Origin of the sequence: Solirubrobacter deserti, assembly GCF_027587175.1 — a bacterium.
GTDB classification, from domain to species: domain Bacteria; phylum Actinomycetota; class Thermoleophilia; order Solirubrobacterales; family Solirubrobacteraceae; genus Solirubrobacter; species Solirubrobacter deserti.
Genome location: NZ_JAPCID010000015.1, coordinates 25,768 through 40,134 on the forward strand (window position 1 = coordinate 25,768; position 14,367 = coordinate 40,134).

Genomic DNA, 14,367 nt, shown 5'->3' on the forward strand with positions numbered 1-14,367 from the left:
ACGGGCAGCCCTAGTCCCCACGCTGGGGCGTGCTGGCGTGCGGCCGCTACGCCGCGACCAGCGCGGCTTCCGAGACGAACGAGCGCACGACCTGCGAGCGCGGGTCGACCTCCGGGTGCCACTGCACCCCGAGCGCCCACGACGCGTCCGGGAGCTCGATCGCCTCGACGAGGTCGTCGAGCACCGACCATCCGCTCGCGACGATCCCGTCGCCGAGCTCGTCCACGGCTTGGTGGTGGTGCGACTTGGTCGCGTGCAAGGTCTCCCCGCACGCCCGCGCGGCCAGCGACCCCGGCTGGAGCCGGACGTCGTGGTCGGCGTTGTCGAAGGAGCCGAGCGACCGGCGGTGGTCGGTGTGGCCGACGTCGTCCGGGAGGTGCTGGATCAGCGTGCCGCCGCGCGCGACGTTGATCAGCTGCATCCCGCGGCAGATGCCCAGCACGGGCAGGTCGCGCTCCAGCGCTCGGGTGAACAGCGCGATCTCGGCGCGGTCACGGTCCACGCGCGTGTTGGTGACCTTCGGGTGACGTGGGCCGCCGTAGCTGGAGGGGTCGATATCGGCGCCGCCGGCCAGCATCAGGCCGTCGAGGCCGCCCAGGACGTCGTCCGGATGGTCGGCGACCCATTCGTCGGGCGGCAGCATCATCGCGATCGCGCCGGCGCCCTGCAGAGCGTCGACGTAGGCGCGCGAGAGCAGGAAGGCCTCGCGGTCCCAGACGGTCCAGCGAGCCCGCTCCAGAGCGGTGCAGAGCCCGATCCGTGGTCTGCGCCCGTCGTCCATGAGGCTATGGAGTACCCACCTTTCCAGCACAATCACACCATGAGCGTCCTAACCGAGCGCGACGGCGCCGTGACCACGATCACGCTGAACCGGCCGGAAGCGATGAACGCCGCCAACACGGACCTTCGCGACGGCCTCCGGCAGGCCGTGGAGGAGGCCGCGGCCGATTCTCACACGCGGGCCGTGATCCTCACGGGCGCGGGGAAGGCGTTCTGCTCGGGCGCGGACCTCAAGTCCGGCTTCGAGCCGGCCGAGGACGGCATGCCGGACATCCACACGGCGCTCGACCAGCACTTCCACCCGATCATCCGCGGCCTGCGGACGATGCCCAAGCCCGTGATCAGCGCGGTCAACGGCCCGGCGGTGGGCATCGGGATCTCGTTCGCGCTCGCCTGCGACCTCGTGCTGGCGGCCGAACGCGCCTACTTCATGCTCGCGTTCGTGAACATCGGCCTGGTGCCGGACGGCGGGTCCAGCTTCCTGATCCCGGAGCGGATCGGCTTCGCCCGCGCGACCGAGATGGCGATGCTGGGCGAACGCGTCCCGGCCAGCCAGGCGCTCGACTGGGGCCTGATCAACCGGGTGGTCGCCGACGACGAGCTGCAGGCGCGGGCGCACGAGCTGGCAAGCCGGATGGCGCAGGGCCCGACGCGCTCCTACGCGGGCTCCAAGCGCCAGCTCAACGCGTGGTCGTTCGGGCGCCTGGAGCAGCAGCTCGAGCTCGAGGCGGACCTCCAGCACGAGGCCGCCCGGACCGCCGACTTCCTCGAAGGCGTCACCGCGTTCGTCGAGAAACGACCCCCGAATTTCACGGGTTGTTAGACGGCTGCATGCAGGGACGTGCACGCAACGGCGTCAAGTTCTGGAGCCCCACTTGACCGTCATCAGGCCGACCGCGCCGCGAAGGCGTCCTCTCGCTCCTTATACTCCCGGCCCTCGTGTCCGAAGGTCGTAATCGTCGACGCCTGCTGCTCGCGCTGCCCCTTGCGCTGGTGGCCGCGCTCCTTGCCGCACCGGCCGCCAAGGCTGGTCTGCTGTTTCCCGAAGCCGGCGGCTCGCCGAACGCGGACAGCATCAAGACGCTCTACATCATGGTGTTCATCCTCGCGTTGTTCATCTTCGTGGGGGTCGAGGCGACGCTGCTGTGGGCGCTGTTCAAGTTCAAGGCCAAGAAGGGCCGCACCGCGGCCCAGATCCACGGCAACACGAAGCTCGAGATCGGCTGGACGGTCGGCGCGTTCGTGATCCTGATCTTCATCACGGTCTTCACCTTCATCCAGCTGCCGTCGATCAAGAACCCGCCGCGATCGCTGATCGACGAGAACGGCAACCCCGTCGCCAACGTCGAGAACGTCCAGTACGCCGCGACGAACCAGTCCGCGCCGGACGGCCCGTCGATGACGATCGAGGTCAACGGCCAGCAGTACGTCTGGCGGTACCTGTACCCGGGCAACGACCGGCTGCTGACCTACACGGACATGGTCGTGCCCGTCGGCATGACGGTCCTGCTCGACATCACCGCCGACGATGTCGCGCACTCATGGTGGATTCCCAAGCTCGGCGGCAAGATGGACGCCGTCCCGGGCTACACGAACAAGCTTTGGTTCCGGATCCCGCCGGACGCCATTCCGGAGGGCGAGTCGCAAGTTGTGTACACGGGTCAGTGCGCCGAGCTGTGCGGGCGCAACCACGCCAACATGTACGGCCGCGTGATCGGCATGCGCATGGAGGACTACAAGCGCTGGTACGCCGAGAAGGTCCAGCAGGTCAAGACCGCTGAGACCAACGTCACCGAGCAGCAGAAGCAGCTGAACGAGCAGCAGTCCGCGGGCGGCGAGAACTGATGGCCGATCAGACCATGGTCGGGCGTCCGCAGATCATCGCCCGCGCGATCGACGACCCGGACAAGACCCGCGGCTGGACCTCGTGGTTCACCACCACCGATCACAAGAAGATCGGGATCATGTACCTCGCCACGGTGCTGGTCTTCTTCGTGCTGGGCGGTGTCGAGGCGCTGCTGATCCGCACGCAGCTCGCCGTGCCGGACAACACGCTGCTCACGCCTGAGCGGTACAACCAGATCCTCACGATGCACGGGACGACCATGGTCTTCCTGGTCATCGTGCCGGTGTGGGCGGGCTTCGCGAACTACCTGCTGCCGCTGATGATCGGCGCGCGCGACGTCGCCTTCCCGCGCCTGAACGCGTGGTCGTACTGGATGTACCTGTTCGGCGGCCTCGCCCTCTACGGGTCGATGCTGTTCTCCCCGCCGGAGGCCGGTTGGTTCTCGTACGTCCCGCTCAGCCTCAAGCAGTACTCGGGCACCAACGGCCAGGAAGCGTGGATCTACATGGTCCACCTCACCGGCCTGAGCTCGATCATCGGCGCGATCAACTTCATCGCCACCATCCACAACATGCGTGCGCCCGGCATGGGCTGGGGCCGCATGCCGCTGTTCGTGTGGACGATCCTGATCTACGCCTATCTGGTGATCGTCGCGCTGACGTCGCTCGCCGCGACCGTGACGATGCTGCTGCTGGACCGCAACTTCGGCACCGGCTTCTTCGACCCGTCGCAGGGAGGGTCGGCGCTGCTGTGGCAGCACCTGTTCTGGTTCTTCGGGCACCCCGAGGTGTACATCCTCGTGCTGCCGGCGTTCGGCGTCTTCTCGGAGATCCTGCCGGTGTTCGCGCGCAAGCCGATCTTCGGCTACAAGGCGATCGCGGCCGCCACGGTCGGCATCGCCTTCCTCGGCATGCTCGTGTGGGCGCACCACATGTTCGCCACACCGATGTCGACGACCGTGCTCGCGTTCTTCATGTTGATGTCGTTCGTGATCGCGGTGCCGACGGGCGTGAAGATCTTCAACTGGATCGCCACGCTGTGGCGCGGAACGGTCGAGTGGACGACGGCGCTGCTGTACTGCGTCGGCGGCATCGCCACGTTCACGATGGGCGGCATCACCGGCATCTTCCTGGCCGTCTTCCCGATCGACTGGCAGCTGACGGACACCTACTTCGTCGTCGCGCACTTCCACTACACGGCGTTCGGCGCCTCCGCCTTCGCCATGGTCGCGGCGCTGTACTTCTGGTGGCCGAAGATGACCGGCCGGATGCTGAGCGAGCCGCTCGGCAAGCTCGGCTTCGCGCTGATGTTCATCGGCTTCCACATGACCTTCCTGATCCAGCACTCCGCGGGCCTGTCGGGCATGCCGCGACGGATCTACGAGTACTCCGACGAGAGCTGGACGGTCTACAACTTCATCTCCACGATCGGCGCGTTCATGATCGCGCTGAGCGTCGCGGTGACGATCTTCGGCGTGGTCTGGTCGCTCAAGCGCGGCGCGATCGCCGGCCCGGACCCGTGGAAGGCGAACACGCTCGAGTGGTTCACGCCGTCGCCGCCGCCGGAGAACAACTTCGACGTCATCCCGCGCGTGCGCTCGGTGGAGCCGATGAAGGACATCCGCCGCGAGATCGAGCAGCGGACCAACGCCGAGCAGCGCTACCGCTCCGGACAGCCCTTGATGCGGTAGGTCGATGGGCGCCTCGAATCCCGCACTTCCCGTCCCGGGCGTCAAGCAGGTCGTCGCCGACTACTTCACGCTGACCAAGCCGAAGGTGCAGCTGCTGCTGCTCCTGACGACGATCACGACGATGTACGTCGCCGGGGACCCGTCGATCGGGCTCGTGGCGGTCGCCGTGATCGGCGGCTTCCTGAGCGCGGGCGGTGCGGGCGCCTTCAACCACTGGTACGACCGCGACATCGACGAGGCGATGGCCCGCACGGCCACGCGCCCGATCCCGGCCGGCCGGATCTCGCCGCGCGCGGCGCTGGTCTACGCCTTCGGCCTGCAGGTCGCGAGCTTCGTGATCCTCACGGTCGGGGCGAACCTGCTGTCGGCGTTCCTGGCCCTGGCCGGGTTCGTCTGGTACACGCTGATCTACACGGTCTGGCTCAAGCGCCGCTCGCCGCAGAACATCGTCATCGGCGGCGCCGCCGGCGCTGTCCCGCCGCTCGTCGGCTGGGCCGCGGTCACGGGCAGTGTCGCCCCCGCCGCGCTGTACCTGTTCGCGATCATCTTCTACTGGACGCCGCCGCACTTCTGGGCGCTCAGCCTGCTGATGAAGTCCGAGTACGAGCGGGTCGGCGTGCCGATGATGCCGGTCGTGCACGGCGAGCAGGAGACGCGCCGCCAGATCGTCCTGTACACGCTGCTGCTGACGTTTCTGACGCTGCTGCCGTTCGTGTTCGGCTTCTTCGGCGTGCTCTACGCCGTCGTCGCCGCCGGCCTGGGCGCCGTGTTCATCACGCTCGCCATCCGCCTGCAGCGCGAGGCCGACCGCGCCAGCGCGCTCAAGACGTACCTCTTTTCCCTCAGCTACCTCGCGGCGCTTTTCGTCGCCATGGTGCTCGACGCCCAGCTATAACTCACGCCAGATGGATCGCAAGCTCGCTCGCAGAAACCTCCGTACGGCGTTCTACGCCAGCATCGTGGGGCTGCTCTTCTTCGCCATGACGTTCGTCGCTGCCTGGATCTATCTCCAGTAATGACCGAGCACACCGAAGACCTCAACGGCCACGGCGCCACTCCTCCCGTCGGGGAGGAGATCCACATGCCGGCCCCGAGCATCCTGCCGTTGGTCAACTCGGCGGCGCTCGCGGCCGCGATCGTGTGCATCACCCTGTCGTGGATCCTCGTCGCGATCTTCGTCGCGGTGTTCCTGATCACGACGATCCGCTGGGTCGCGGACGTCCGGCGAGACATCGCCGAGCTCCCGCTGGATCATTCGCATCACTAGTCGCGTAGGGTTCCGCTGAGGTGGGGCCCGACGACGGCACCAACGGCGCATCCGCGCTCACAGCTCGCTACTCGGCGGCCTTCTCCGCGTACCTCGCGGACGGCAGCGAGTCGGCGCTCGGCGTCGCCTATGACCTGGGACGCGAGGCGGTCGCGGCTCAGCTGAGCGTGCTCGACCTCGCCGAGGCGCATCACGCGGCCCTGCGCGCGGCCAACGTCCACGACGAGAAGGGGCTGCTGGCCTCGGCCGACTTCCTGCGCGAGAGCCTGTCGATGTTCGAGACCGTACACCGCGGATACCTCGAGGTGCAGGAGGTCGCACGGCTCGAGCACGAGTACGTCGAGCAGCTGCGCGCGCTCGCGGACGCGTCCGTGGCGATCAACCTGTCACTGACGGTCGAGGCGATCCTGCAGCTCACGGCGGACGCCGCGCGCGGCATCCTGCGCTCCGCGCGGGCCACCGTGGCCGTCCTGGCCCCCGACCCGCGCCTGCGCCCGCTCACGGCCACCTCTCCCCCGCGCCTGGGCGGCGGCGAACCGCAGCCCGCGCGGCTCTCCGCGCAGCTCACGGGCCGCGGGAAGGAGCTCGGGATGGTGGAGGTCATCGACAGCCACGAGCGCGAGTTCACCGCGCGCGACGAGGCCGTGCTCACACAGCTCGCCCAGCTCACGTCCGTGGCGATCTCCAACGCGCAGCTGTACGAGCGCGAGCGGACGATCGCGCGCACGCTTCAGCGCAGCCTGCGCCCCGGTGGCCTGCCGCCCGTGCCCGGGCTGAGCGCCGCCGTCCGCTTCCGGCCCGCGGGCGAGGGAATCGAGCTCGGCGGCGACTTCTACGACCTCTTCGGTGCCGGCGACGGCGCGTGGACCGCGCTGATCGGCGACGTCCAGGGCAAGGGTCCGGACGCCGCCGCCGTCACCGCGCTGGCCCGGCATACGATGCGCGCCGCCGCGGCCTACGAGTCGCGGCCGAGCGGCGTCCTCGCGCTCCTGCATCGCGCGCTGCGCGACCAGACCGGCGACGAGGGCCGCTTCTGCACGGTCTGCTACGCCCACCTGCGCGTCAACGGACGCACCGTGAACCTCGAGCTGGCGTGCGGCGGGCACCCGCTTCCGCTCGTGGTCGCGCCCGACGGCAGCGTGACGCCGGTCGGGCGCCTGGGCACGCTGCTGGGCTCCGACATCGACCCGTTGCTGACGGACGTCTCGGTCGAGCTGGCACCGGGCGAGGTGCTCGTGTTCTACACCGACGGCGTGACCGAGGTCCGGCGCCGCCGCCAAGAGGTGTTCGGCCACGGGGAGCTCGTCGCCCTGCTCAGGACGTGCGCCGGGCTGCCGCCGGACGCGGTCGCCGACCGCGTCGAGGCAGCCGTTATCACCGCCTCGGACGGTCGCCTGCGCGACGACATGGCGATCCTGGCCTTCGGCCCCACCCCTCAACCCAAGGAGAACGATGGCTGACCCGACCGCCGACCCCTCACCGGACGCTCGGGACGACCTGCTGCGCGAGTTGGTCGCGCACCTCCGCAACAACCGCACCGAGCTGCGCCAGGACTGGGCGCGCCGCATCGGCGAGGCACAGCTGCTCACGGCGCTGACCGAGGAGGAGATCTTCTCGGAGGCGACCTCGGTCTACGACAACTACGTCGAGGTGCTCGAGACGGGCTCGGTCGAGGCCCTGCGCGGCTACGCGCGCAACCTGTCCGAGCGCATCATCCCGCGCGGTGTCGAGACCGACGAGGTGCTCGGCATCGTGCTGCTGCTGCGCGACGTCCTCTCGCGCTCGCTGTTCAAGAAGTACCCGGACGACATCTTCCGCGTGCTCGACGTCTACGAGCCGGCGGCCAACCGGATCGCGAACACGGTGGCGATCAACTTCGTGACCGAGCGCGAGCGCGTCATCCGCCAGCAGCAGGAGGCGATCCGCGAGCTCTCCACGCCGGTGCTCCAGGTGCGCGAGCGGCTGCTGATCCTCCCGATCATCGGCGTGCTCGACGGCCAGCGCGCCCGTCAGCTCACCGAGCAGCTGCTGCGCGGCATCCGCACCAACCGCGCCCGCGTGGTCGTGATCGACATCACGGGCGTGCCCGCGATCGACTCCACGGTCGCCAACCACCTCGTGCAGACCGTCGACGCCTCGCGCCTGATGGGCGCCTCGGTGATCATCACCGGCCTGTCCTCGGAGATCGCCCAGACGCTCGTGACGCTCGGCGTGGACCTGAGCAAGGTCAACGCCGTGGGTGACCTGCAGGGCGGCATCGAGGAGGCCGAGCGGCTGCTGGGCTACACGGTGATCTCGGGCGCGGTCACCTCCGAAAAGGCCGAAGACAGAGGGTGAGAGGCGCGCCATGGCCGTTCCGATCCTCAAGCAGGGGCCGTTCCTGATCGCGTCGATCCAGTCCGCGCTGACCGACACCGACGTGCTCCAGCTGCGCGACGACGTGATGGCGCAGGTCACGCGCCACCGGTCGCGGGGGATCATCGTCGACGTCACGTCGCTGGACGTGATGGACTCGTTCGTCTCGCGCTCGCTGCAGGGCATCGCCCGGATGACCCGGCTGCGCGGCGCGGAGACGGTGATCGTCGGCATCCAACCCGAGGTCGCCTTCGCGATGGTCCAGCTCGGCATGAGCTTCGAGGACGTCCAGACGGCGCTCGATCTGGAGGAAGGGCTCGCGCTCCTAGAGGCGGGGTTCGGTGGCACCTGACGCGGTCGAGCGGATCGCTATCGAATCCGACGCAGACGTGGTCACTGCGCGCCAGCGGGCGCGAGCGCTCGCGGTCACGCTCGACATGCCGAGCACCGACCAGACGCTGCTGGCGACCGCGATCTCGGAGATCGCCCGCAACATCACGACCTACGCCAAGCGCGGCGAGGTCTGCATCGAGCTCGTCCGCGACGCGAACGGCCGCCGCGGCGTGAAGGTCGTGGCGCGCGACCACGGCCCGGGGATCGCCGACCTCGAGCGCGCGCTGACGGACGGCTACACGACCGGCGGCGGGCTGGGTCTCGGCCTGCCCGGCGCGCGGAGGCTCGTGGACGAGTTCGACATCCAGACGGCGCCCGGCGAGGGCACGACGGTGACGCTGGTGAAGTGGACCCGTGGCTGAGTGGCCGCAGGCGCTGGACCGGGGCGTCGCGGGGGCGCCGCTCGCGGGTGAGGAGCGCTCGGGCGACAAGGCCGTGTTCGTGCCGACCGCGACCGGCGCGCTGGCCGGGCTGATCGACGGCCTGGGGCACGGGCCCGAGGCGGCCGACGCGGCCGAGCTGTGCGCGGGCATCGTGCGTCAACTTGCCGAGGCAAGCGCGCAAGAGCTCTTGCAGGCGTGCCACCAGGCGCTGGTGGAGACGCGCGGCGTCGTGATGACCCTCGCCTGGTTCGACCTCGAACGCTCACTGCTGACGTGGGCGGGGGTCGGCAACGTCGACGCGCGGCTCGTGCACCAGGGGCCGGAGCGGCGCGAGGACGTGGCACTCGTGTTCGGCGGCGTGCTCGGCTATCGCCTGCCGAACGTACGCCCAGCCACGATGGCGCTGGAGCGCGGCGACCTGCTGGTGATGATCACGGACGGCATCGAGAGCGCGATCTCCCCGGCCCTCGCCGGCGGCGGCGCCGCGCAGACGCTGGCCGACCGGATCTTCGACCAGCACGGCAAGGGCACCGACGACGCCCTGACCGTCGTGGTCAGATATCGATGAGGCTGGGAGCGTCAACATGCCAAAAGTGGCGCGTAGGCGACCTATGAACATCCGAACCGGGGTTTACTGCGTACTAGATACGTGCCCATGCAACGAGCCTCAACCATTCGCTTGCGCACCTCGCTGTTCCAGGAGGCCGCTGAGATCGTCGATCGAGAGTACGCCTCCGACCTGTCGCTCGACGACATCGCCCGCCGCGTCGCGTCATCCCGCCGCCAGTTGCAGCGGGCTTACGCGGAGATCGGGGAGACAACGTTTCGCGACCACCTGACCCGGGTGCGGATGCAGAAGGCGGCCGAGATGCTGTCGACGCGCGCGCTGACGGTCCGGGAAGTGGCGCATCGCGTCGGCTACCGCCAACCCGCCCAGTTCGCGAAGGCCTTCCGCCGCTATCAGGGGGTGGCTCCGTCCGACTTCCGCGCCGGTGGCCGGCCCGAGACGACTCCCGCGCGCCCCGCCCAGGCGCGCCGCTTCGAGCCGCGCCCGGCGTACCGCGCGGCGTAGCTCAAAGCTCCCCCTAAGCGCCAAATTGTTCGCCGGACGACGGTCCGGCTCCGCGTCCGACGCCGCGCTCCCTTAGGATGCCGCGACGATGGGGCTTGAGGAGAGGAGTCTCGCGCAGACCGGTCCACGGCCGGAGCGCCCGCACGCACGTGCGGACTGGAAGCAGATGCTCGGCATCGGGATCGTCGCGTCGATCCTGGGCGTTGTCGCCGGCCTGCTCATCGACTGGTTTCCGATCGCCGCCTCCAACGAGGCGAAGCCGATCGACACGTTGTGGGACGTCCTGATCATCGCGTCCGTCCCCGTCTTCGTCGGGGTGTGCGTGGTGGTGCTGTTCAGCGTCATCAAGTTCCGGATGCGCGACGGCGAGGAAGAGCTCGACGGCCCGCCGATCCACGGCAACACGCGGCTGGAGGTCATCTGGACCGCGATCCCGGCGATTCTGCTGGTGGGCCTGTGCACCTACGCCTTCATCGTCCTCGAGGACGTCGAGAAGGCGCAGGCGAACACGATGGAGGTCCGCGTCGTCGGAGAGCAGTTCGCGTGGACGTTCTTCTATCCGAACCCGGACGGCAGCGGCGAAGAGATCGCGGCCACGCGCGGCGAGCTGTACCTGCCCGTCAACCAGCCGATCAAGTTCAACCTGCAGGCCAAGGACGTGTTGCACGACTTCTGGGTGCCGGCCTTCCGCATGAAGAAGGACGCGGTGCCGGGCATGACCGTCAGCTACCGCGTCACGCCCAACCGGATCGGCCGCTACCCGATCGTGTGCGCCGAGCTCTGCGGCCTCGGCCACGCGACGATGCGCGCCACGGCCGTGGTCGTGTCCCGGGAGGACTTCGACGCCTGGCTCGAGGAGCAGGCGAACCCGCCCGAGCCCACGCCCGCCGCGGGCGGCGGCGGCGGTTCCGGCGCGGCGGCGGACGGCAAGCAGCTGTTCACGGCCAACTGCGCCAGCTGCCACACGCTGTCCGACGCCGGCGCCAACGGCACCACGGGCCCGAACCTCGACGAGACGCTGCCCGGGCAGGACGCGGCCGCCATCAGGACTTCGATCGCGGAGCCGTCGGTGGAGATTGTCGACGGGTACACGAACATCATGCCCAACGACTACGAGCAGCGGCTGGGTGCCGAAGGCGTCGATGCGTTGGCTGAATACCTCGCGGAAGTGACCAAGGAGGGCTGATGACGGCTCGACTGCGCGCACCAGGACTGACACGGGCGGGGCTGTTCCTCGTCCTCGGCACGCTGTTCTGCGCGGCGATCATCGTCGCCGTGCGCGAGGCGTACGGGTATCCGGTCTTCGCCGACGGCGGGATCGTGCCCAAGGCCCAGAACGCGATCCTGCTGCTCTCGCTGCTGATCGCGCCGCTGTGGTTCCTCGTCGGCCTCGGCGCGTTCGACTACTGGTTCTACTGGGCCGCGGGCAAGCGCACGCGGCCCGAGGACCACTCCGGTCACGGCGCGACCTCGTGGAAGGACTACTTCCGCGTCAACACCGATCACAAGGTGATCGGCATCCAGTACGTGGTCACGTCGTTCTTCTTCATGCTGATCGGCGGCCTGCTGGCGATGCTCGTGCGCGCGGAGCTCGCCGCGCCCGGCTCACAGTTCGTGGACGCGAACGCGTTCAACGGGCTCTTCAGCGTGCACGCGTCGCTGATGATCTTCCTGTTCATCATCCCGGTCTTCGCCGGGCTGGCGAACTACGTGCTGCCGCTGATGATCGGCGCGCCGGACATGGCCTTCCCGCGCCTGAACGCGCTGTCGTTCTGGATGCTGCCGATCGCGGGCGTGATGATGACCGCGTCGTTCTTCGCCCCCGGCGGCTCGTTCTCGACCGGCTGGACCGCGTACGCGCCGCTGTCCACGAGCGCGCCGATCGGCCAGATGTTCTTCACCATCGGCGTGCAGTTCGCGGGCGCGTCATCGATCGCGACCGCGCTGAACTTCCTGGTCACGATCATCACGATGCGCGCGCCGGGCATGTCGTTCTGGCGCATGCCGCTGCTGGTGTGGGCGAACTTCTCGACGTCGCTGCTGGTCGTGATCGCGACGCCGTTCATCGCCGCGTCGCAGTTCTTCGTGCTCTTCGACTACGCGCTGGGCTTCAACTTCTTCCGCCCCGAGCGCGACGGCGACATCCTGATGTACCAGCACGTCTTCTGGTTCTACTCGCACCCGGCGGTCTACATCATGATGCTGCCGGGCTTCGGGATCATCTCCGAGGTCCTGGCGGTGAAGGCACGAAAGCCGATCTTCGGCTACCGGATGATGGCGTTCTCGCTGCTGGCCATCGTGCTGCTCGGGTTCACGGTGTGGGCGCACCACATGTTCGTCTCCGGCATGCAGGACTGGATCCGGATCCCGATGATGGTCACCACCGCGATCATCGCCGTGCCGACCGGCATCAAGATCTTCAGCTGGCTCGCGACGCTCTGGAAAGGCGTGCTCCACATGGACACGCCAATGCTGTGGGCGCTGGGGTTCATCACCATGTTCACGCTCGGCGGGATCTCGGGCGTGGTGCTGGCGATGGTGCCGATGGACATCTACGTCTCGGACACGTACTTCATCGTCGCCCACATCCACTACGTGCTCTACGGCGGGTCGCTGTTCACGATCTACGCCGGCGTCTACTACTGGTTCCCGAAGATGACGGGCCGGATGTTCGACGAGCGGCTCGGCAAGATCCACTTCTGGATGACGTTCGTGTCCTTCAACGCGACGTTCGGGCCGATGCACCTGGTGGGCGTGAAGGGCATGCCGCGGCGGGTGGCCGACTACGCCGAGGAGTTCGCGGCGTGGAACCTGTTCATCTCGCTGAGCTCGTTCGTGCTCGGGCTCTCGACGCTGGTGTTCATCTACAACATGGTCGCCTCGTGGCGGGGCGGGCGGCGCGCGTCGGCCAACCCGTGGCGGGCGCTCACGCTCGAGTGGCAGGTCACGTCCCCGCCCCCGGTGTTCAACTTCGACCGCATCCCGACCGTGGTCGGCGGCCCGTACGAGTACGGCGTGCCGGGCCACGTGCACGGGATCATGGAGCCCGCCGAAGAGGCGCGGCCAAAGCAAGCAGCCGGCGCGTCGTCGGCTGAGGAAGGGGTCTGAGTCGTGCCGACGGTGCTGATCCTCGCCAACGAGACGATTGCGGGCGGAGCGCTGCTCGAACGCATCAAGGAGCGCGCGGAACAGGGCGCACGCTTCTTCGTCGTGGTGCCGCAGACCCGCCCGCGCCACGGCAACGTGATCTACGACGACGTCGTGCGCGACTCGGCGCAGGTGCGCATGGAGCTGGCGGTGGAGTACATCCGCGACCTCGGAGCCGTCGGCGACGGCGAGGTCGGCGACACCGACCCCTTCAACGCGGCGATGGACGCCTTCCGCGCGCAGCCGATCGACGAGATCATCATCGGCACCAAACCGGTCGAGGCCTCCTCCTGGATCAAGCGCGACCTCGTCGAGCGGCTCGAGGAGGCGACCGACGTCCCGGTCGAGCACGTCATCGTCGACATCGACAAGGACGGCCTGCCGTTCGAGGTCACGCTCGTGGTGGCGAACCTGACGAGCGCCGCGCCGGAGCTGCTCGAGCGCCTGAAGGCGATGGCCGACGCGACCGAGAAGCCCAAGCGCTACATCCTGATCGTCCCCCAGGACGGCACCGAGGGCCACCGCGTGCGCGAGGCGCGCCAGCGCGGCCGGCGACTGCTCGCCTCGCTGGACGACGCCGGCATCATCGCCGCGGGCATGATCGGCGACCCCGATCCGTACACGGCGATCATGAACGCCGTCCAGTACTTCTACATCCACGACATCCTGATCTCGACGCTGCCCGAGGGCTCCTCGCAGTGGGTGGCGGACAAGCTCGTCGAGCGCGTCCGCGACTCGACGCACCTGCCCGTCGAGCACATCGAGGCCCGCGCGACCGAGCCGGCGGAGGCCTAGGTGGCAGCCGCCGCGCACCTCGGCTCGCACGAGCACGAAGACCACCACCATCACGGCCCGCCGGAGGCCAACCGCTCCTCGCGGGTGGACCCGGCGACGCTCGGGATGATGCTTTTCATCATCTCGGAGATCATGGTCTTCGGGGCCTTCTTCACGGCCTACTTCTTCATCCGGGTCGTGGGCGGGGCCGAGTGGCCGGCGGAGGGTGACCATCTGCCGAAGCTGATCGCGGGCTTCAACACCGCGATCCTGGTGTCCTCGTCGTTCACCCTGCACTACGCGCAGGAGGCGATCCGCAAGGACAACCGGCGCGGCCTGCAGCTGGGCATGCTCGTGACGTTCCTGCTGGGCGCCACGTTCCTGTTCATCCAGATCAACGAGTACGTCCACGTCGGGTTCTCGCCGCAGGACCACGCGCAGGGCACGATCTTCTACGGGCTCACGGGCCTGCACGGCGCGCACGTGACGATCGGCCTGGTGCTGCTGCTGTTCGTGGTCATCCGCTCGTTCCGCGGCCACTACTCGTCGCAGAGCCACCTCGGCATGGAAGTGCCGGGCATCTACTGGCACTTCGTCGACGTCATGTGGATCGTCGTCTACCTCACCGTCTACATCATTTGAGCGACGACCGTTTCAATC

The 14,367-nt window shown here is 68.6% G+C and carries 16 protein-coding genes; 15 read left to right on the forward strand and 1 reads right to left on the reverse strand.

Features of this window, described 5'->3' with window-relative positions; all coding sequences use genetic code 11:
* Nucleotides 1-46: 46 nt before the first annotated feature.
* Nucleotides 47-781, reverse strand: coding sequence for a gamma-glutamyl-gamma-aminobutyrate hydrolase family protein (locus OJ962_RS12420; protein WP_202957938.1), 735 nt, complete (start codon nucleotides 779-781; stop codon nucleotides 47-49).
* 39 nt (nucleotides 782-820) lie between these two features.
* Here OJ962_RS12420 and OJ962_RS12425 point away from each other — a divergent pair, with 39 nt between their 5' ends.
* The 15 genes from OJ962_RS12425 to OJ962_RS12495 all read left to right on the forward strand — a co-directional run bounded on the left by OJ962_RS12425 (nucleotide 821) and on the right by OJ962_RS12495 (nucleotide 14,349).
* On the forward strand, nucleotides 821-1,603 hold the full coding sequence (locus tag OJ962_RS12425; protein WP_202957937.1) for an enoyl-CoA hydratase-related protein: 783 nt from the start codon (nucleotides 821-823) through the stop codon (nucleotides 1,601-1,603).
* 116 nt (nucleotides 1,604-1,719) lie between these two features.
* Entirely contained in the window at nucleotides 1,720-2,625 is a 906-nt protein-coding gene (gene coxB, locus OJ962_RS12430) for a cytochrome c oxidase subunit II (RefSeq protein ID WP_202957936.1), read from the forward strand.
* Nucleotides 2,625-4,316 carry a cytochrome c oxidase subunit I gene (gene ctaD, locus OJ962_RS12435; protein ID WP_202957935.1) on the forward strand — a complete coding sequence of 564 codons (1,692 nt, stop codon included), beginning with the start codon at nucleotides 2,625-2,627 and terminating at the stop codon, nucleotides 4,314-4,316. The genes coxB (OJ962_RS12430) and ctaD (OJ962_RS12435) overlap by 1 nt, the downstream gene beginning before the upstream one ends.
* 4 nt (nucleotides 4,317-4,320) lie before the next feature.
* Nucleotides 4,321-5,211: a heme o synthase gene (locus tag OJ962_RS12440; protein ID WP_202957934.1), complete on the forward strand. Its 891-nt coding sequence runs from the start codon at nucleotides 4,321-4,323 to the stop codon at nucleotides 5,209-5,211.
* Nucleotides 5,212-5,331: 120 nt separating this feature from the next.
* Nucleotides 5,332-5,583, forward strand: a complete 252-nt coding sequence (locus OJ962_RS12445) for a hypothetical protein (RefSeq protein ID WP_202957933.1) — start codon at nucleotides 5,332-5,334, stop codon at nucleotides 5,581-5,583.
* Between the two features lie 20 nt (nucleotides 5,584-5,603).
* On the forward strand, nucleotides 5,604-7,043 hold the full coding sequence (locus OJ962_RS12450; protein ID WP_202957932.1) for a PP2C family protein-serine/threonine phosphatase: 1,440 nt from the start codon (nucleotides 5,604-5,606) through the stop codon (nucleotides 7,041-7,043).
* The gene (locus tag OJ962_RS12455; RefSeq protein ID WP_202957931.1) at nucleotides 7,036-7,920 is read left to right on the forward strand and encodes an STAS domain-containing protein; all 885 of its coding nucleotides are present in this window, start codon (nucleotides 7,036-7,038) and stop codon (nucleotides 7,918-7,920) included. The genes OJ962_RS12450 and OJ962_RS12455 overlap by 8 nt, the downstream gene beginning before the upstream one ends.
* A gap of 10 nt (nucleotides 7,921-7,930) precedes the next feature.
* Nucleotides 7,931-8,290, forward strand: a complete 360-nt coding sequence (locus tag OJ962_RS12460) for an STAS domain-containing protein (protein ID WP_202957930.1) — start codon at nucleotides 7,931-7,933, stop codon at nucleotides 8,288-8,290.
* Nucleotides 8,291-8,327: 37 nt separating this feature from the next.
* Nucleotides 8,328-8,693 carry an ATP-binding protein gene (locus tag OJ962_RS12465; RefSeq protein WP_270006371.1) on the forward strand — a complete coding sequence of 122 codons (366 nt, stop codon included), beginning with the start codon at nucleotides 8,328-8,330 and terminating at the stop codon, nucleotides 8,691-8,693.
* Nucleotides 8,686-9,282: a SpoIIE family protein phosphatase gene (locus OJ962_RS12470; RefSeq protein WP_202957928.1), complete on the forward strand. Its 597-nt coding sequence runs from the start codon at nucleotides 8,686-8,688 to the stop codon at nucleotides 9,280-9,282. The genes OJ962_RS12465 and OJ962_RS12470 overlap by 8 nt, the downstream gene beginning before the upstream one ends.
* A gap of 111 nt (nucleotides 9,283-9,393) precedes the next feature.
* Nucleotides 9,394-9,786 (forward strand): helix-turn-helix transcriptional regulator, encoded by a 393-nt coding sequence (locus OJ962_RS12475; protein WP_238932457.1) that lies wholly within the window; start codon nucleotides 9,394-9,396, stop codon nucleotides 9,784-9,786.
* Between the two features lie 88 nt (nucleotides 9,787-9,874).
* Nucleotides 9,875-10,972 (forward strand): cytochrome c oxidase subunit II, encoded by a 1,098-nt coding sequence (coxB, locus tag OJ962_RS12480; RefSeq protein ID WP_202957926.1) that lies wholly within the window; start codon nucleotides 9,875-9,877, stop codon nucleotides 10,970-10,972.
* A complete protein-coding gene (gene ctaD / locus OJ962_RS12485; RefSeq protein ID WP_202957925.1) occupies nucleotides 10,972-12,894 on the forward strand; it encodes a cytochrome c oxidase subunit I in 1,923 nt (640 codons plus the stop codon). The genes coxB (OJ962_RS12480) and ctaD (OJ962_RS12485) overlap by 1 nt, the downstream gene beginning before the upstream one ends.
* A 3-nt stretch (nucleotides 12,895-12,897) precedes the next feature.
* On the forward strand, nucleotides 12,898-13,728 hold the full coding sequence (locus tag OJ962_RS12490) for a hypothetical protein (RefSeq protein WP_202957924.1): 831 nt from the start codon (nucleotides 12,898-12,900) through the stop codon (nucleotides 13,726-13,728).
* Complete coding sequence (locus OJ962_RS12495; protein WP_202957923.1) at nucleotides 13,729-14,349, forward strand: cytochrome c oxidase subunit 3; 621 nt, start codon at nucleotides 13,729-13,731, stop codon at nucleotides 14,347-14,349.
* The last annotated feature ends 18 nt before the right edge of the window (nucleotides 14,350-14,367 follow it).